Annotated in this window: 16 protein-coding genes; 2 read left to right on the top strand and 14 right to left on the bottom strand. The window is 51.8% G+C overall.

Annotated elements, in window-relative coordinates:
* Nucleotides 1-82: 82 nt before the first annotated feature.
* The 9 genes from MON37_RS06530 to hisS all read right to left on the bottom strand — a co-directional run bounded on the left by MON37_RS06530 (nucleotide 83) and on the right by hisS (nucleotide 7,698).
* Entirely contained in the window at nucleotides 83-520 is a 438-nt protein-coding gene (locus tag MON37_RS06530; RefSeq protein WP_003742666.1) for a peroxiredoxin, read from the bottom strand.
* A gap of 110 nt (nucleotides 521-630) precedes the next feature.
* Complete coding sequence (locus tag MON37_RS06535) at nucleotides 631-1,266, bottom strand: deoxynucleoside kinase (RefSeq protein ID WP_039409947.1); 636 nt, start codon at nucleotides 1,264-1,266, stop codon at nucleotides 631-633.
* Between the two features lie 221 nt (nucleotides 1,267-1,487).
* Nucleotides 1,488-1,982, bottom strand: a complete 495-nt coding sequence (gene folK, locus MON37_RS06540; RefSeq protein WP_039409950.1) for a 2-amino-4-hydroxy-6-hydroxymethyldihydropteridine diphosphokinase — start codon at nucleotides 1,980-1,982, stop codon at nucleotides 1,488-1,490.
* 15 nt (nucleotides 1,983-1,997) lie between these two features.
* Nucleotides 1,998-2,372 carry a SirB2 family protein gene (locus tag MON37_RS06545; RefSeq protein ID WP_039409953.1) on the bottom strand — a complete coding sequence of 125 codons (375 nt, stop codon included), beginning with the start codon at nucleotides 2,370-2,372 and terminating at the stop codon, nucleotides 1,998-2,000.
* 52 nt (nucleotides 2,373-2,424) lie between these two features.
* On the bottom strand, nucleotides 2,425-2,994 hold the full coding sequence (mnmM, locus tag MON37_RS06550; RefSeq protein ID WP_039409956.1) for a tRNA 5-(aminomethyl)-2-thiouridylate-methyltransferase MnmM: 570 nt from the start codon (nucleotides 2,992-2,994) through the stop codon (nucleotides 2,425-2,427).
* An 81-nt stretch (nucleotides 2,995-3,075) separates the two neighbouring features.
* Nucleotides 3,076-3,366 carry an RNA chaperone Hfq gene (hfq, locus tag MON37_RS06555; protein ID WP_003755341.1) on the bottom strand — a complete coding sequence of 97 codons (291 nt, stop codon included), beginning with the start codon at nucleotides 3,364-3,366 and terminating at the stop codon, nucleotides 3,076-3,078.
* A 367-nt stretch (nucleotides 3,367-3,733) separates the two neighbouring features.
* Nucleotides 3,734-5,191 (bottom strand): ribosome biogenesis GTPase Der, encoded by a 1,458-nt coding sequence (gene der, locus MON37_RS06560; protein ID WP_039409962.1) that lies wholly within the window; start codon nucleotides 5,189-5,191, stop codon nucleotides 3,734-3,736.
* 581 nt (nucleotides 5,192-5,772) lie between these two features.
* On the bottom strand, nucleotides 5,773-6,402 hold the full coding sequence (locus tag MON37_RS06565) for a YfgM family protein (protein ID WP_003755348.1): 630 nt from the start codon (nucleotides 6,400-6,402) through the stop codon (nucleotides 5,773-5,775).
* A complete protein-coding gene (hisS, locus tag MON37_RS06570) occupies nucleotides 6,403-7,698 on the bottom strand; it encodes a histidine--tRNA ligase (RefSeq protein WP_039409966.1) in 1,296 nt (431 codons plus the stop codon). It lies immediately after the preceding gene.
* A gap of 471 nt (nucleotides 7,699-8,169) precedes the next feature.
* Between hisS and MON37_RS06575 the strand changes: the two genes are divergently transcribed.
* Entirely contained in the window at nucleotides 8,170-8,352 is a 183-nt protein-coding gene (locus MON37_RS06575) for a hypothetical protein (RefSeq protein ID WP_141743189.1), read from the top strand.
* Nucleotides 8,353-8,921: 569 nt separating this feature from the next.
* Nucleotides 8,922-9,845 (top strand): pseudouridine synthase, encoded by a 924-nt coding sequence (locus tag MON37_RS06580; RefSeq protein ID WP_039409970.1) that lies wholly within the window; start codon nucleotides 8,922-8,924, stop codon nucleotides 9,843-9,845.
* Between the two features lie 104 nt (nucleotides 9,846-9,949).
* On the opposite strand, the gene cls is transcribed toward MON37_RS06580, so the two are convergent.
* From cls to MON37_RS06605, 5 genes are all read right to left on the bottom strand, one after another.
* Nucleotides 9,950-11,443 (bottom strand): cardiolipin synthase, encoded by a 1,494-nt coding sequence (cls, locus tag MON37_RS06585; protein WP_039409973.1) that lies wholly within the window; start codon nucleotides 11,441-11,443, stop codon nucleotides 9,950-9,952.
* A 305-nt stretch (nucleotides 11,444-11,748) separates the two neighbouring features.
* Nucleotides 11,749-12,810: a uroporphyrinogen decarboxylase gene (gene hemE, locus MON37_RS06590; RefSeq protein WP_039409976.1), complete on the bottom strand. Its 1,062-nt coding sequence runs from the start codon at nucleotides 12,808-12,810 to the stop codon at nucleotides 11,749-11,751.
* A gap of 119 nt (nucleotides 12,811-12,929) precedes the next feature.
* Nucleotides 12,930-14,153, bottom strand: a complete 1,224-nt coding sequence (locus MON37_RS06595) for a heme biosynthesis protein HemY (protein ID WP_009311890.1) — start codon at nucleotides 14,151-14,153, stop codon at nucleotides 12,930-12,932.
* A complete protein-coding gene (locus tag MON37_RS06600) occupies nucleotides 14,150-15,682 on the bottom strand; it encodes a uroporphyrinogen-III C-methyltransferase (protein ID WP_039409980.1) in 1,533 nt (510 codons plus the stop codon). Before MON37_RS06600 ends, MON37_RS06595 begins: the two co-directional genes overlap by 4 nt.
* A complete protein-coding gene (locus tag MON37_RS06605; RefSeq protein WP_039409983.1) occupies nucleotides 15,669-16,400 on the bottom strand; it encodes a uroporphyrinogen-III synthase in 732 nt (243 codons plus the stop codon). Before MON37_RS06605 ends, MON37_RS06600 begins: the two co-directional genes overlap by 14 nt.
* Between the last annotated feature and the right edge of the window lie 85 nt (nucleotides 16,401-16,485).

A 16,485-nucleotide genomic window follows, 5' to 3' on the forward strand; every position in this document is an offset into this window, starting at 1 on the left:
AAAAGGTCGTCTGAAAATGAAAACCTGCTTGGGCAGAGCCCGCCATGTTCGTTTTCAGACGACCTTTTGCTGCATTATCGGTTTATCGGGACAGCGTTTCCAACACTTCCTGCGCGTGTCCGGCGACTTTGACTTTCCGCCATTCGTGGATGATTTCGCCGTTTGCGTCCAATACGAATGTGCTGCGTTCAATACCCAAAGACTCTTTGCCGTACAGTTTTTTCAGCTTGATCACGTCAAACATTTTGCACACGGTTTCGTCTTTGTCGCTCAACAATTCAAAATTGAAGCCTTGTTTGGCGCAGAAATTCTGATGCGATTTCACGCCGTCGCGCGAGATGCCGACGACGGTGTAGCCGAGTTCTTTAAATTGCGGCAAACGGGCGTTGAAATCCAAGCCTTCGGTGGTGCAGCCGGGCGTGCTGTCTTTGGGGTAGAAATAGACAATCAGCGGCAGATGTTCGGCGGAATCGAAGTCGTTGCCGCTGCTTGAGGGCAAAGTGAATCGGTATTGGGTCATGATGTCTCCTTTCAGACGACCTAAGACGGAAACGCAGAAGCGGGCAAGGAAATAAAATAAATCCCCCAACATAGCCGCTTCGGCGTTTCACCACAATCTTGCAAACTGCGTCAGCGTTCGCTCAAATTCAGATAATTGCGCGTTCCCTGCAAATCATTCAGCGCATTGAGCAACAGCCGGAAATGTTCATCATTGCCTTGCAAGTCCAACTCGTCGGCATTGACGGTCAGCAGCGGGGCGTTTTGATAAAGGTGGAAAAACTGGCTGTATCCCTCGTGTATCCGCCCCAAATAGCCTTCGGGGAAGAGATTGATGATGCCGTCGCCGCGTTTTTGCAGGCGTTTGCGGTTGCCGTCCACGGCGGTTTGCAGGTAGATCACCAAATCGGGCGCGGGATACTGCGGCAGGATTTTTTGTTTCAAATCGGCGAAGAGCTGCTGCTCGTCTTCATTCAACACGACCGGCGTGAAAATCCGGTCCTTTTCCAACAGGAAATCGGCGACGACCATGCCGCCTTGTGCGTATTCGTTTTTGATGATGTCCACGCTTTCGGCGCGGCGCATCAGGAAAAAAAGCTCGGTTGCCAAGCCGTGATGGGAGGCGTTGGCGTAAAACTTCATGAGGAAGGGGTTGTGTTCGGGGTTTTCCGCCAGCGACAGCGCGCTGAAATGTTCTGCAAGGCGGCGGCTCAAGGCGTTTTTCCCGCTGCCGATGGAGCCTTCGACGACAATATAACGGTAGTTCATGGTTTGATGGATGATTTTGTTTTGATATTTTGGAAAGGTGGCATTTTATCAGACCGACGGAGTTTGCCCAAACCTGCCGCCGTCCTTCTTGAAAGGTCGTCTGAAAAAGGAAACTTCCAAGCCATTTCCCTTTTCAGACGACCTCTTGAACCTAGCTTGCTTCAAATAGAAACTTCGACACGCGATCAAAGCAAACTGGCGTTTTATTTCACTACCTTGCTTCAAACAGCTTCAAACAGGTGTACACCTTCATCGCCCAAAGCGACCGCCAAATCCGCCGCCCGTCCGTGTCCGCCCAAAACAAAATCGGGCAGGATTTCTGCCAGCGGCTTCATCACAAAGCTGCGTTCGTGCGCGCGCTGATGCGGTAGGGTCAGATGCGGGTCGCTGCTGGAGATGCCGTCAAAATCGATGATGTCCAGATCCAATGTGCGCGGGGCGTTTCGGAACGTGCGTTCCCGCCCGAAATCCGCCTCGATGCGGTTCAACACGGCAAGCAGCGAAACGCCGTCTAATGAAGTGCGGACGGAACAAACGGCATTGACGAAATCAGGCTGATTGTCGTAGCCGACCGGCGCGGTCACATACAGCGAGGAAGTTTTTTCGATTTGAATCTGCGGATGCGCCTCCAGCACGGACAAGGCGGCGCGGACTTGGCGGGCAGGTTCGGCAAGGTTGCTGCCCAAAGCGATGACGGCAAAATGGGTTTGCGGCATTTTCAGACGACCTCTTTAAAACGGCAGCGTTTTGGTTTTGGCAAGATAGACGATGCAGCCGACGCAAGCCATCGACAACACATAAATGGCGTAAAACTTCGGCGAACGCGGACGGGCGCGCATCATGACCATGCCCAGCCCGATGTAAACCAGCAGCAGCAGGATTTTGCTGCCGAGCCAGGGCGCGTTGAAGGGCGAAAAGTGGGTAATCTTCATCAGCCACAAGCCGGTAAAGAGCAGCATGGTGTCGTTCAGGTGGGGAAGGGCTTTCCAGAATCCCGCCAAAGGTTTGTCGGGATGCCGCCAAAGCAGGAAGAAGCGGATATTGAACACCAAAATGGTGATGGTGACGAAAATCTGATGGCTGTATTTTACAAACAGATATTGCATAGCGGTCGCACGTTATTGTTTTTGAAAGAAGCGCCTATTCTACCCCAAACATTCATTCTTGACGTAACTTTTCAAACGCCAACAAATACGGCGGGCAGTTGCGGCGGTTGATAAAACCATAACGCAAAACGGCAAATTCATCCTGCGGCAACCGCTGCGCCCAATCTTCGATTGCCTGCGCTTCATGCAGCCCCGCCTCATGCCCGGGATACAGGACGGCAACCGCCACCCCGCCCGTTTTCAGCAGCGACAAGGCGGATGCCAACGCGCGGATACTGGTTGCCGCTTTTGTCGTACAGCTTTTATCGCCGCCGGGCAGCCAGCCGAAATTGAATACCGCCGCGTCCAGCGCTTCGCGGATATGGACGGCAAGGTTTTCATGTCCGTCCAATATCAGCGCCACCCTATCCACCATGCCCGCTTCTTCCAAGCGCATTCGGGTGTTTGCCAATGCCTGCTCTTGAACGTCAAACGCCCACACTTTCCCGCCGCTGCCGATCGAACGCGCCAGCATCAGCGTATCGTTGCCGTTTCCCGCCGTACCGTCCAAAGCGCGGGCATCGGGTTTTAAGGCTTGTTTGAGAAGCGAGTGTGCAAAAGGGAGGATGTTTTCGAGCTGCATAAAATTAAAGGTCGTCTGAAAATAAAAATACCTTACCGGCCAAGCGGTAAGGTATCAGAATCGATTAATGCGTTACATACATTATTCGGCAGGTTGTTGCACGGTCTCAACTTGAACCGGGGCAGCCGCGGCGGCTTGGGGTTTGTTCTCGTGTTGCAGGCTTACGGCACGGGCAGGGACGATAGTTGAAATCGCGTGTTTATAAACCATTTGGGTAACGGAAGTATTACGCAGCAGAACGACGTATTGGTCAAACGACTCGACTTGGCCTTGCAGTTTGATACCGTTGACCAGATAAATCGAAACCGGAACGTGCTCTTTACGCAACGCATTCAAAAAAGGATCTTGTAACATTTGTCCTTTAGCTGTCATATTCTAAGCTCCATTATTATGATTTTGAAATCGTTTTGAAAACGAACATGAGTCGGATTGTAGACCCGAACGAGAAAAATTACCAACTATTTTTCCGTAAGAATATGCAAACCTCTATCAAACGACGGGCTTTCCAACGATTTTTTACCCAAATGCGTTATATAAATCATTTTAATACAAACGATTTTTACCATAGGGAACAGGTCGGCAGATTTGGATTTTCAGACGACCTTATCATCAGATAAAAAATTTTTATTACAATCCCTTAGCTAAAATCTTTAAGAGGATTCACCTCCAACCGCCCTATTCGTCCCGACAGCAATCTAAAAGGGGCAAGCCTCGCGGTGCGCCCCTTGTTCCGTCAGATTTATTTGCTGTGCTGTTTTTTCACGCTGACTTTGGTTTTCTTTTTAAAACGGTTTTTCTCTTCCTTGCGGCCTTCGCGTTTTTCGATGCGGTTGCTCAGGCTGACCCGGCGCAGCGGTTTTTTCTTCGGTTTGTCTTCCACATTTTCATACGGGTTTTCCGAAACATTGTATTGAATCCGCAGCGGCGTGCCTTGCAGGTTGAAGGCTTTGCGGAACGTCTGGGTCAGGTAGCGCGTATAGCTGTCGGAAATCGCGTGCAGCGAATTGCCGTGTACGACAATCACAGGCGGGTTCATGCCGCCTTGGTGGGCATAACGCATTTTCGGGCGTACCAAACCTGCGCGCGGCGGCTGTTGACGCTCGACGGCGCTTTGCAGGACGCGGGTGATTTTCGGCGTCGGCATCTTAATCATGGCAGCGTTGTAGGCTGCCTGAATGCTGTCGAACAACCCGTCTATACCGCGTTCTTTCAATGCGGAAATGAAGTGGAACTTGGCAAAATCGAGGAAATACAGTTTGCGGGAAATGTCGCGTTTGATCTGCTCGCGCCGCTCTTCGCTGATGCCGTCCCATTTATTGACGGCAACCACCAGCGCGCGCCCTGCTTCCAAGGCGAAACCGGCAATCGTGGCATCTTGGTCGGCGATGTCCTGCTGCGCATCCAACACCAAAACGGCAACGTTTGCCGCTTCAACCGCCTGCATGGCTTTGATAACGGAGAACTTTTCCACCGCCTCATCGACTTTGCCGCGGCGGCGCACACCTGCGGTATCGATGATGGTAAACGGTTTGCCTTCGCGCTCGAAATCGATGTGGATACTGTCGCGCGTCGTGCCTGCCATATCGAAGGCAATCACGCGCTCTTCGCCGAGAATGGCGTTAACCAGCGTGGATTTGCCGACATTCGGACGACCGATAACGGCAAAAACGGGATGTTTTACATCGGCTTCTTCGGCTTCAGGCTCAGGGAAATTTTCTAAAATTTCTTCAATCAGGTAATACACACCGTCGCCGTGCGCACCGGAAATAACGTGCGGCTCGCCCAATGCCAACTCGTAAAACTCGGCGGCAAGCACGGCTCTGTTGCCGCCCTCGCCTTTGTTTACCGCCAGATAAACGGGGCGCGGACTTTGGCGCAGACGGTCGGCGATGATTTTGTCTTGCGGGGTCAAGCCGGTGCGGCCGTCCACCAAGAACACGACGGCATCGGCTTCATCGACAGCCTGCAAGGTCTGCTTCGCCATTTCGTGCAAAATCCCGCTGTCCACAACCGGCTCGAAACCGCCGGTATCGATGACGAGATAAGGTTTGCTGCCGATTTTGCCGTGTCCGTAATGGCGGTCGCGGGTCAGGCCGGGCAGGTCGTGCACAAGCGCGTCTTTGGTGCGCGTCAGGCGGTTGAACAAGGTGGATTTGCCAACATTCGGGCGGCCGACAAGGGCGATGGTGGGTTTCATGATGAGGTCTTTCTGTGTCAAGTGTCGGTTCGGAAGCGAACCTGCAACACAAGCAGGTGTTTTCAAAACACGGTAGGTTAAAAAAGATAAGGGGTCGTCTGAAAATAGATTCAACAGTAACAATGGCTTGAGCTGGAATTTCCGTCCCATACAGCCATCTTTGACTTGGGGAACTTGCCTGCGCTTATCAACTACAAATATGGTATGGCGAGTTTCATCCAGCCATAGTTAATGGATTTTACGCAATGAAAAAAATCATCTTAACATCACTATGCATTTTTCTCCCTGTAAATTTCGGGATTGGCTTATTGCTCGGCGTGTATCAAACAGACCGACCACTCAAAATCATAGTCTCATTAATTATCAGCACGCTTTTTTATATCGTACCTATGTATTTTCTACTCAAACGCAAAGCCAAATAATCTGCCTTTTCAGACGACCTGTTCGGCGAATCTTGTCCCTGCATGATGCATATTCAAACAAAAGGTCGTCTGAAAATATAGTGGAACACAATTAAAACAGACAAGGCTTGCCGGAAAGATTCCGACAAGCCACATAGTCTTTCAATTTTTCAGATGACCTTATTTTTGCGAATCCAGCTTCATTTGCAGCAATTCGCGTTCGATGGCGTCTTTAGGCAGCTTTTCCAAAGCCTGCTGATAGCTTTGCGCGGCTTCTTTGGTTTTGTTTTGCGCGGCATAAACATCGCCTTTCGCTTCCAAAAGCAGCGGCTCGAAATCTGCTTCAACTTTCGTATTCAAGGCTGCAATCGCGGCATCGTATTTTTTCTGCTGCAACAGGACGATGCCCAAACGCTGCGCCGCCAATGCTTGAACCAGCGGGGCTTTTTGGTTTTTCAACACCCAGTTCAGATGACCTTCCGCCACATCGTAACGGCGGGCATCATATTCGGTCGCAGCCGCCATCAGCGTCGCTTGCGCGGCGGCAATGGAGTCCGGGTAATTTTGCTGGAGGTTGGTCAAATCGGCATTCACTTCGGCTTGCGAGGCTTTTGCCTGCATTTTATCGACGATTTTCGCCAATACTTCGGCAGCTTCCTGACTTTGCGAGGCTTTATGGCTCTTATACATGGTATAGCCCAAATAGCCCAATGCCGCCGCGATCAGCAGGGCAAACAGCCATCGGCCGGTACTTTTCCAAAAGTATTTAAAATTGTCTAATTCTTGTTGTTCTTCGAGATGGGCTGCCATTTATGCGTTCTTCCATTGTTGTAAAGTGTGGATTAAATCGTCGGCGGCGACGGTTTGCTGACCGTGTGCGCCGTTCATGTCTTTAAGCGTAACCGTACCGTTCGCCAATTCGTCTTGCGCAACAATCAGGGCAAAGCGCGCGCCGCTGTTGTCGGCTTTTTTCATTTGCGCTTTCAGGCTTTGATAGCCGGAATGCTGCATCACGTTGAAACCTTGTGCGCGTAAGGCTTGCGCGTATTTCATCACTTGCAAATCCGCGCCCTCGCCCTGATGCATGGCGTACACGTCAGGCGCGGCATTGACTTCCAGCGAACCGTATTCGCTAACCAGCAGCAGCAGCCGCTCGATGCCCATTGCAAAGCCGATAGACGGAGCGGGCTTGCCGCCGAGTTCTTCAATCAAACCGTCGTAACGGCCGCCGCCGCACACCGTCGCCTGCGCGCCGAGTTTGTCGGTCGTCCATTCAAAAACGGTTTGGTTGTAATAATCCAAGCCGCGCACCAGCCGCGGATTTTCAACATATTGAATGCCCAAGCCTTCCAGCATGGCTTTGAAACGGCTGTAATGATTGCGCGATTCCTCGCCCAGATAATCAGTCAAATGCGGCGCGGCATTGCAGATTTCCTGCAAATCGGGATTTTTAGAATCCAAAACGCGCAACGGATTGGTTTTCAGACGACGTTTGCTGTCTTCATCCAATTTGTCTTCATAACGGGTCAGATATTCGACCAAAGCCGCACGGTGCGCCGCACGCTCTTCGCGGTTACCCAAGCTGTTGATTTCCAAAGTCAGGTAATCGCGGATACCCAGCTTGTCCCACAAATCCGCCGACATCGCGATGATTTCGGCGTCGATGTCCGGACCTTCAAAACCCAACGCCTCGATACCGACCTGATGAAACTGGCGGTAGCGTCCTTTTTGCGGACGCTCGCGGCGGAACATCGGCCCCATGTACCACAGCTTTTGCGGGCTGTTGTACAACAGATTGTGTTCGACCACCGCACGCAGGCAGGATGCCGTACCCTCCGGCCGCAGACTCAGGCTCAAAGAATCGTTGGAATCGGAAAAAGTGTACATTTCCTTACCGACCACATCGGTTTCTTCGCCGATGGAGCGGACAAACAAACCCGTCTGCTCGACAATCGGCGTACGGATTTGCTGATAACCATAAGCACGCGTCCAGCGGCCGACCACATCTTCAAACGCCTGCCAAAACGCAGCGGTCAGCTTGAAATCTTTTTGTTCGACGGGCAAAAGGTCGTTCATGCCTTTGACGGATTGGATTTTTTGTGCCATTTCAAATAGGGATACCGGAATCAAAATAGTCGGCAATTATAGCTGATTTTTAAGGAGTTGTGAGGTTTTGGCAATGAAGGGTTTGGGCCAAAAGGTCGTCTAAAAAAATTTTCAGACAACCTTATTGGCTCAAATTCAAAATGCACGCCACCATTTTATCTGGCCGACTGCGTACTCCGTCTGACATTTCGGACTTCAAGTAAAAAAACGATGTATCACGTTCAGCTTCCTCTTCATAAATAATTTGTATAAAAGAGTAACACCATTCTCATTATATTCACCAAGAATAAATATACAACAGCATATATCATCTTGACTGCCGTATATCTCACCATTTCACATAATGAACAAATATGTGAATATTAAGAAAAAAGATAACAAAATAATAGATGAACTCACACCAACCATTTTTACAAGCAAATTTTTTATATAATTTGCGTAAAATAATATTGAATGCAATCATCAAAGCAAATGTTATGTACAAATTTGACATTTCGCATCACCATTCAAATTGGAGTCAGCAGCGGTTTTCTTGATGGAGAAGATGCAGATAAATATGATGGCGAACATCCACCAGCAGCTCCTCCTATAACTCCGCCAACAAATGATTTAATAAAGCCGGATTTTCACCGTCCTAAACAGCAGTATAATTAATCCCTAATTGATATTTTATAGGCTCTTATCCTTGGCTTTATTTTAAGCATACCATTTAAATTACGGCTTTCCTCCCATAAATAACTGACGTTACCATACAATTCTGCCTTTTCTCTTATATCATAAGGTATGCCTACCATACTCAAGCCCATATTCTTATTCCGATTATTTTCTTGAAGTTCAGTTGAAATGAAAATAAACTTGCTGGGTCTGTCTGGATGTAGATAGCAGAAGATAATTCCGAATACCAACTTTCACTATTTACATAAATGACAGCAGCTTATAATTTAACCCTTTCCCTATCAGTAAAGAAAATTCAGCTAAAGCAACAGACGGCACAAAGGAAAAATTGGGATGAAAATATTTTTCATGCCTTCCTCGGTTTCTCATCATATTTTTTAAAAAATTAATTTATCAAATATTTATTGTCAACAATTTTTGTAAATTTTTTTTAAAAAACGATGATAAAACGCTAAATCAAAAGCTTAAATCCGTTTAGACAGTCGAATTTATCAATTACAGAACCATTCAATCATTTTTATACAATTTTTTTATAAGCAATCCGCCGCATGAAAAAACGCTCCAACCCCCTCCCCCTTTTAAACGGTATAAAGCCCAGCTATTTGGTGCTGCCGCATGAAAAAGAGTTCTACGGCCTGCCGCTTTTGCATTTTCTCTGCACACGCTTTCCTTTTGTCGGTGAAGAAAATTGGCGCAGGCGGCTGAACAGCGGCTTTGTGGTAGGTGCGGACGGGACGCCGTTTAACGAGCATACGGTGTTTGAAGCGGGCGAGACGATGTTTTATTACCGTGAAACCAGCAGGGACAGCGAACCACGGATTCCGTTTGAAGAGAAGATTCTGTTTGTCGATGAACATCTTATCGTGGTTGATAAACCGCATTTTCTGCCCGTCATCCCCAGCGGGCGTTTTTTGCGTGAAACGCTGCTGACCCGCCTGCGCCTGCGGCCGCAATTGCAGCATTTGAATGTAGCGGACATTACGCCGATTCACCGCTTGGATAAGGATACGGCAGGGGTCATGCTGCTGTCGCACAATCCTGCCACGCGCCGAGATTATCAAACCATGTTCCAAAATAAAACTGTCTGCAAAACTTATCAGGCAATCGCACCGACGCGGACGGATTTGGTTTATCCGCTGAACATTTCTTCACGCATGGTGCGCGGGGAAAAATTTTTTACGACACTTGAAGTGGAAGGTGAGCCGAACGCACACACGACAATCGAGCTTATCGAAAACCGTGGCGCGTTCAGCCTCTACCGCCTTACGCCGCATACGGGAAAAAAACACCAACTGCGCGTGCATATGATGAGCCTGGGCATGCCGCTGATGAACGATGCACTTTATCCCGTTCCGTCTGCGGCGGGTGATGAGGATTATGGGAAACCTTTGAAACTTTTGGCAAAAAGAATTGAGTTTACCGATCCTATCAGCGGACAGGCACGGATATTTGAAAGCGGTTTTGAGTTTTAGCGGTAGAGTTGTATTTGATAAAGGTCGTCTGAAAGCTGGTTTTCAGACGACCTTTATTATTGGAATTCCTGCGGAAAATGACGGTACGAGTCCATTTTCATCTGCTACAAAAGCGGACTGACTAAGCGGACGGTATTTTCAATCAGCCCGCGGAATTTGGAGCGTTGCTGCCATGCTTTGACGGTGATGTAGCTGCTGTTTTTGAGGTAGTCGCGTTGGAGGTTGCAGATTTGTTTGGTGATGTCGCGGTCGTAGATGGCGAGGCTGATTTCGAGGTTGAGGAAGAAGCTGCGCATGTCCATGTTGACCGTGCCGAAGAGGGCGTAGTCTTCGTCTATGGTCATGGTTTTGGCGTGTAGCAGTCCGCCTTCGAACATGGCGATTTTGACGCCTGCGTCGAGCAGCATGGGGTAGTAGGCGCGGGAGGCGTAGCGCACCATGAGGGAATCGACTTTGGCGGGCAGGATCAGGGTAACTTTGACGCCGCGTTTGGCGGCGATGGTCAATGCCATCAGGAGGGGTTCGTCGGGGACGAAATAGGGGGTGGTGATGGTGATTTGTTTGGTGGCGGCGTAAATCGCGCTGATGATGGTTTCGTAAATGACGTGGCTGCCTTGTTCGGGCGCGGAGGGGATGACTTGGGCGACGATGTCGCCCTGCTGCATTTTTTCGGGAAGGATTTCGGGAATGCGCTCTTGCGCCTGCGTCAGATATTGCTGCACGCTTTCGAGGTTTTCGTCGGTTTCGACGGCAAGGTCGGCAAAGAAGACGGCGGAGAGTTCGAGTACCAGTGGGCCGGTGCAGCGCATCATGACGTCCACCCATTCGCCGACGCCTGAATCTTTTTTGAAGAAGCGGGGATCGGCGAGGTTGAAGCTGCCGGTGTAGCCGATTTTGCTGTCAATGACGAGGATTTTGCGGTGGTTGCGCAGGTCGGTGCGGGTGAAGAAGGTGCGCCAGACGCCGACGGGCAATGAGGCGTGGACCTCTACGCCGGCTTCGCGCAGGGTTTCTACCCAGCCGCTGTCGAAAAAGCGGCTGCTGCCGACGGCGTCGGCGAGGATGGCGCAATCCAAACCTCTGTCGGCGGCGGCGAGGAGTTCGTTTAACAATTCTTCTATCCTGCCTTCGGGTTCGATGATGTAGAAGGCGAGCATGCAGGAATGGCGGGCGGCGCGGATGTCGGCAAGCATGGTGTCGATGATTTCATCGGTGGTGGACAGCAGCGTCATGGCGTTGTTGCGCGTGGCGCCGAGTCCCGTTCCGCTCGCAGCGACTTTGCTGATGCCGTGATAACGGGATTTGACTTTGTCGCCGATATCAAGGTAAAGATTAGACAGATAAGTTTCGACGAAACCTTGATAAAAACGGTTCATCTCGCCCGTGCGCTTTGCCCGCGCCGTGCCGAGCCGCGGTTCGCCGATAAGCAGGTAGGCGATGGTACCGAAGACGGGGAATAGGAAGAGGATAATCAGCCAGGCGAAGGTGGAGCCGATGTTTTTTTGTTTGTACAACACGCGCAAGACGCAGCCGAGCGCGGCGCAGGTGTGGGCGAAAATGAAGATTTCTGTCCAGGTGATGTCTTTTAGAAAAGTCATGTTCGATAGGCGGTAGAGGAATGGCGGGAGCGGATGTATAGTGGATTAACTAAATCAGGACAAAGCGACGAAGCCGCAGACAGTACAGATAGTACGGAACCGATTCACTTGGTGCTTCAGCACCTTAGAGAATCGTTCTCTTTGAGCTAAGGCGAGGCAACGCCGTACTGGTTTAAAGTTAATCCACTATATTTTTGAGTCTGACTGGTTTGAGGCGGTAAGGTTCAGATGGTAAGTATATACAAAGGTCGTCTGAAAAACGAGTATAGCGATTTTTCAGACGACCTTTTACGTTACACGCTCAATCAAGCGTGATATTGGCGCGACAGTTCGTGTACGGTATCGACTAAGATTTTGGCGTGTTCGGGGTCGGCGTGTTGGTTGATGCCGTGTCCGAGGTTGAAGACATGGCCGCTGCCGTTTCCGTAGTCGGCTAGGATGCGCGCGACTTCGGTGCGGATGGATTCGGGCGTGCCAAAGAGGGCAAACGGGTCGAAGTTGCCTTGCAGGGCGACTTGGTTGCCGACGCGGCGGCGTGCTTCGCCGATGTTGCACGTCCAGTCCAAGCCCAATGCGTCTGCGCCGATTTCCGCCATACCCTCCAGCCACAGTCCGCCGCCTTTGGCAAACACGATAACGGGAACGCGCCTGCCTTCGCTTTCGCGTTTCAATCCGGCAACGATTTGGCGGATATATTTGAGGCTGAACTCTTTAAACGCCGCATCGCTCAGGACGCCGCCCCAAGTGTCGAAAATCTGCACGGCCTGCGCGCCCGCGTCGATTTGGGCGTTGAGGTAGGCGGTAACGGCTTGGGCGTTGGTGTCGAGGATTTTGTGCAGCAAATCGGGGCGCGAGTACATCATGGTTTTGATGGTGCGGAATTCTTTGCTGCTGCCGCCTTCGACCATATAGCAGGCGAGCGTGAACGGGCTGCCGGAGAAACCGATAAGCGGTACGCGGCCGTCCAATGCTTTGCGGATGGAGCCAACGGCGTCAAAGACGTATTGCAGTTTTTCCATATCGGGAACTTGCAGCTTGGCAATGTCGGCTTCGTGTTGCAAGGCGCGTTCGAATTTCGGGCCTTCGCCTTCGGCAAAATACAGACCCAAGCCCATTGCGTCGGGGACGGTCAGGATGTCGGAGAACAGAATCGCCGCGTCCAAATCGAAGCGGTCTAAGGGCTGGATGGTGACTTCGGTCGCCAATTCGGTGTTTTTACACAAATCGAGAAAGCTGCCCGCTTTCGCGCGTGTGGCTTTGTATTCGGGCAGATAACGCCCCGCCTGACGCATCATCCAAATCGGTGTGTATTCGACGGGCTGTTTGAGCAGGGCGCGGAGAAAGGTGTCGTTTTTCAAAGAGGTCATGTGGGGCTTTCGGTTTGTTTGTAAAACGGGGAAGGAAAACGGTTTTCAGACGACCTTTGCGGCGGTTTCCGCAATGAAAGGTCGTCTGAAAAGGAGATAGATAAAGATGTTTCCCAAACTCAGCTATGCTGCTCCAACGCTGCGTGGCGTTCGTCATCGGAGACGGCTTCCAAAACCAATTTCCGCTGTTCCTGAGCTTTTTGCGGCTGTCCGGTTTCATCGAGTACGCGCGCCAGCATGAGGCGGGCGGCAATGCTCGGTTGCAGGGCGATGCTGGCTTCGAGGTAACTTTGTGCCTTGCCCCACAGGCTGCGGCCGTAGGCAAGCTGTCCGAGGTACATCAAGAGCGGTGCGTCGTCGGGTTTGTCTTTCAGCCAAGAATCGGCAAGGTCGATGGCTTTTTGCTGGCCGCGTTCGTTGAAGAAGCGGACGCTTTCGACGAAGGCTTCCAAAAGTTCGGGGCGGCGGTTTTGCGGGTAGTATTGGCGCACCCATTTGACGGCTTCGGTATAGAGTCCGAGACGCTCGTATTTTTCGGCAATGGCGACACACAATTCGTCCGCCTTGAGTGCTTCGGGAATGCGCTTCAGACAGGTTTTCAGACCGGCTGCGTCTGATGCTTCAGCCAACAGGCGGCGGTATGCCCAGCTTTGGTATTGCTCCGCTTCAAAATCGTTAATCGCGCCGACTTTCATCAATTTTTCGGATTTCGCCAACACGTCTTCCGCATCGCCGTGGTCAAAGGCATAACGCAGTTGCAGGCGGGCGAGGCGGGACAGGTTGGGATGGATGCGCGCGGCGGCGTTCAGATTTTCCAGGGCGGTCGGATAATCGCGGCGGCCGAGTGCGGATTCTGCCAACAACAGATAGCGGGAAAGCTGCTGTTTGTTCGGCAGTTTTTCGATGTCTTTCAGGTAGTGGTCGCGCAGTTCGAAGTTTTCCATTTGGTCGGCGGCGTGCGCGCCCAGCATCAACGCGAGGTTGCGGTTGTCGCCGGCTTCTTTGTTTTCCAATACTTTGGCGGCTTCCTGCTCCGCTTTTTCAAAGCGGCCTTCAAAAAACGCCAAACCTGCGCTGTTCAAAGCGACGGCTGCCTGACGGCCTTTGCGCGCCGTGCCGAAACGCTGCATACGGGCGGGGATGTTCATCAGGCCGACGATGAATTTGATCAGGAAATACAGGGTAACGACAAACAGAACCAGCCCTAAGATAAAGGCGTGCAGGTTGACCCGCATCATGACCTGTCCGACGACGATATAGACATTACCCGTGTAAATACCGGAAGTTAGGACGATGCCGACTGCGGCGGCGAATAAAACGACAATCCAGACAACGGCTTTCATGCACGGCCTCCTTTGGTCTCAGCATCGGTGGCAGGGCGGCTTTGTTTTTCAGGGGCCGCTTTCTTTTCCGGCTCGGAAATGTTTTGCGATTTGGCCTCGGAAGGCAGCGCCGGAGCTTCTAAAGGCTTCGCGTCTGTTTGGGCGGCAGGTGCGGATTTCTGCGCAGGAGCGGGTCTTGCTTTGGCAGGATGGGCAGCCCTCGGAGCCGGTGCGGTTTTCGGTGCGGAAGCAGTTTCATTCACCTGAGAGGCGGCTTGAGGAGCGGCAGCTTCGGACGCGGCGGAGGGCAGGGGCGCGGACGCGGCGGTCGTTACGGGTTCGGGCAGCGCGACCGGAGTACGCGTACCGTCTTGATAGGCGCGGATTGCGCTGAGGCTGGCTTTCAGGCTGTCGTCTGAAATCATGCGCACATCCAGCGCTTTCAATTCGGACAACTCTTTCAGCCATGCCTGTGTTGCGGGCGATTTGCCGTCAAAGTATTGCTTGACTGCCGCTTCGACGTAGTTCAAATCGCTTTGATAAACCTCGCCGTTGTGCTGCATCAGCGCGGTACGCGCATCCAAAAGGCGCAGGCGCAGGTTTTCGCGGACGAAATACGCCTGTTCGGGCGACAGCAGCATCGCGTCTTTATTGTCGAGTCGGCGGACTTCCACCAGCCCTTTCAGTGCAACCAAAGATTTATCCCAAGTATTTTGCCACCAAGAGCCTGAAGACGCGCCGTTGCTTTGTGCCTGCTCGCCCGGCTGCAATACGCCGTCCAACACCAGCGGTAGGCCGGAAACGGCGGTTTCCAAGCGGTCGAGGCGCAGCGCCGTACCGGAAATATCGACATACGGACGGTTTTTCAATGCCGCCAAATCATGGCTGACGGCTTGTTTGATGGGCAGCAGCTCGGGCTGGTCGAAACGGCTCAGGCGGCCGTCGATGTGTTCCAACACCGCCGCCGCGCCTTGTACGTTGCCCGACAGCAGCAGTTGCTGCGAGGCGAGGTTCAACATGGTTTCCGCTTCGTCAACCAGCCAGTTGACGCGCCCTTTGGTCAGCTCCTGATACGCTTTTTGCGTCAACAGGATTTGTTCGCTGTTTGCCATTTGGGCTTTGCCCAAGCGCTCCAATTCGGCTTGGATGGCGGTTTGGCGGTTTAAATGGTCTTTCAGAAGTAAAGCGTTTTCAGATTCGCCCAAGGCGGCTTTATCGAGCTTTTGGTTAAACGAAAGCTCTTGGTTTTTCAAGACATTTTGTCCTTGCACAAACAAAAAGCCGCTTGCGCCCAAACCCAGCAGCGCCAGCACCAGCGCGCCTACCGCCAGCCCTCTGCCGCCGGATTGTTTGATGATGACGGGGGCGGGTTGGTTTTGAGGAAGATTTTTAGATTCAGACATGTGTGTTCCTGCGTATTCGGAGGTTTTAGGCTGCTTGGCCTTTTTCGGAGCCGCTGTTTCAGACGACCCCGCGTTGCCCTGACTGTCGACGATAATCGGCCGACCGGCTTCGTTTGCTTCGGATGGATTGTCTTCAGACCGGCTCATCGGTTTGCTCCTTAGGAAATGATGAAAGTGCCGCTTTCAGAGAAGCGACGACCCGTATGTGGCGCGCACCCGCCTCGCGAAGCGCGTCAGCTATGCGCGGATGATGGGTGAAGTATAACAAGGATTCGAAGAATCGGGAAAATTGCGGCGGAACCTGCGCAAACAGCCCGCGTACCAGTTCGCCCGAAGCGATAAAGGCGGCATCAATGGATTCGGCATCAAAATCCTGCCAATTCAATTCATTAGGTCGTCTGAAATACGCTTCCACGATTTCCACTGCAAAGCCTTTTTTCTTTAACGACTCCGCCAAAAAATCGCGCCCGCCGCGTCCGCGCACAATCAATACGCGTGCGCCCTGCGGCAGCGTATCCCAAACCGGCAGCCGCAACACTGCCTCGCTGTCGTTGCCTTCTTGCGGCACAGACACATTTTTCGCGCCACACCGCTGCAAAGCCTGACCGCTTGCCTGACCGACCGCTACCTGAACCTTCAGGTCGTCTGAAAAATCCACATACGGCGCAGCGGTTTCGATGGCTGTCGGACTGACCCAAAATACCGCGTCCGCACGGGAAAACTGTTCTTTCAAGCTGCGCAACGCCGTTTCATCCGGCTCGATTTCAACCGGACTCAACACCCGCGCGCGCCACCCTGCCTGCGAACAGGTGCGCACATCATCTCCCGCGCGCGCGGACGGACGGACAATCAGCATGACAGGCATTTCAGACGACCTCTTTAAATAAGGTTAAACCCAAGTTGTACAAAAAATATGGGAAAAAGTAAATATAAAAGCGCAATGCCGACAT

The sequence above is a fragment of the Morococcus cerebrosus genome (genome assembly GCF_022749515.1).
GTDB lineage: Bacteria > Pseudomonadota > Gammaproteobacteria > Burkholderiales > Neisseriaceae > Neisseria > Neisseria cerebrosa.

What these genes read in the sequence shown, in the direction of transcription:
- MON37_RS06530 (WP_003742666.1), bottom strand. Translation starts at nt 520, where the DNA reads ATGACCCAATACCGATTCACTTTGCCCTCAAGCAGCGGCAACGACTTC.
- MON37_RS06535 (WP_039409947.1), bottom strand. Translation starts at nt 1,266, where the DNA reads ATGAACTACCGTTATATTGTCGTCGAAGGCTCCATCGGCAGCGGGAAA.
- folK (WP_039409950.1), bottom strand. Translation starts at nt 1,982, where the DNA reads ATGCCGCAAACCCATTTTGCCGTCATCGCTTTGGGCAGCAACCTTGCC.
- MON37_RS06545 (WP_039409953.1), bottom strand. Translation starts at nt 2,372, where the DNA reads ATGCAATATCTGTTTGTAAAATACAGCCATCAGATTTTCGTCACCATC.
- mnmM (WP_039409956.1), bottom strand. Translation starts at nt 2,994, where the DNA reads ATGCAGCTCGAAAACATCCTCCCTTTTGCACACTCGCTTCTCAAACAA.
- hfq (WP_003755341.1), bottom strand. Translation starts at nt 3,366, where the DNA reads ATGACAGCTAAAGGACAAATGTTACAAGATCCTTTTTTGAATGCGTTG.
- der (WP_039409962.1), bottom strand. Translation starts at nt 5,191, where the DNA reads ATGAAACCCACCATCGCCCTTGTCGGCCGCCCGAATGTTGGCAAATCC.
- MON37_RS06565 (WP_003755348.1), bottom strand. Translation starts at nt 6,402, where the DNA reads ATGGCAGCCCATCTCGAAGAACAACAAGAATTAGACAATTTTAAATAC.
- hisS (WP_039409966.1), bottom strand. Translation starts at nt 7,698, where the DNA reads ATGGCACAAAAAATCCAATCCGTCAAAGGCATGAACGACCTTTTGCCC.
- MON37_RS06575 (WP_141743189.1), top strand. Translation starts at nt 8,170, where the DNA reads ATGTTATGTACAAATTTGACATTTCGCATCACCATTCAAATTGGAGTC.
- MON37_RS06580 (WP_039409970.1), top strand. Translation starts at nt 8,922, where the DNA reads ATGAAAAAACGCTCCAACCCCCTCCCCCTTTTAAACGGTATAAAGCCC.
- cls (WP_039409973.1), bottom strand. Translation starts at nt 11,443, where the DNA reads ATGACTTTTCTAAAAGACATCACCTGGACAGAAATCTTCATTTTCGCC.
- hemE (WP_039409976.1), bottom strand. Translation starts at nt 12,810, where the DNA reads ATGACCTCTTTGAAAAACGACACCTTTCTCCGCGCCCTGCTCAAACAG.
- MON37_RS06595 (WP_009311890.1), bottom strand. Translation starts at nt 14,153, where the DNA reads ATGAAAGCCGTTGTCTGGATTGTCGTTTTATTCGCCGCCGCAGTCGGC.
- MON37_RS06600 (WP_039409980.1), bottom strand. Translation starts at nt 15,682, where the DNA reads ATGAGCCGGTCTGAAGACAATCCATCCGAAGCAAACGAAGCCGGTCGG.
- MON37_RS06605 (WP_039409983.1), bottom strand. Translation starts at nt 16,400, where the DNA reads ATGCCTGTCATGCTGATTGTCCGTCCGTCCGCGCGCGCGGGAGATGAT.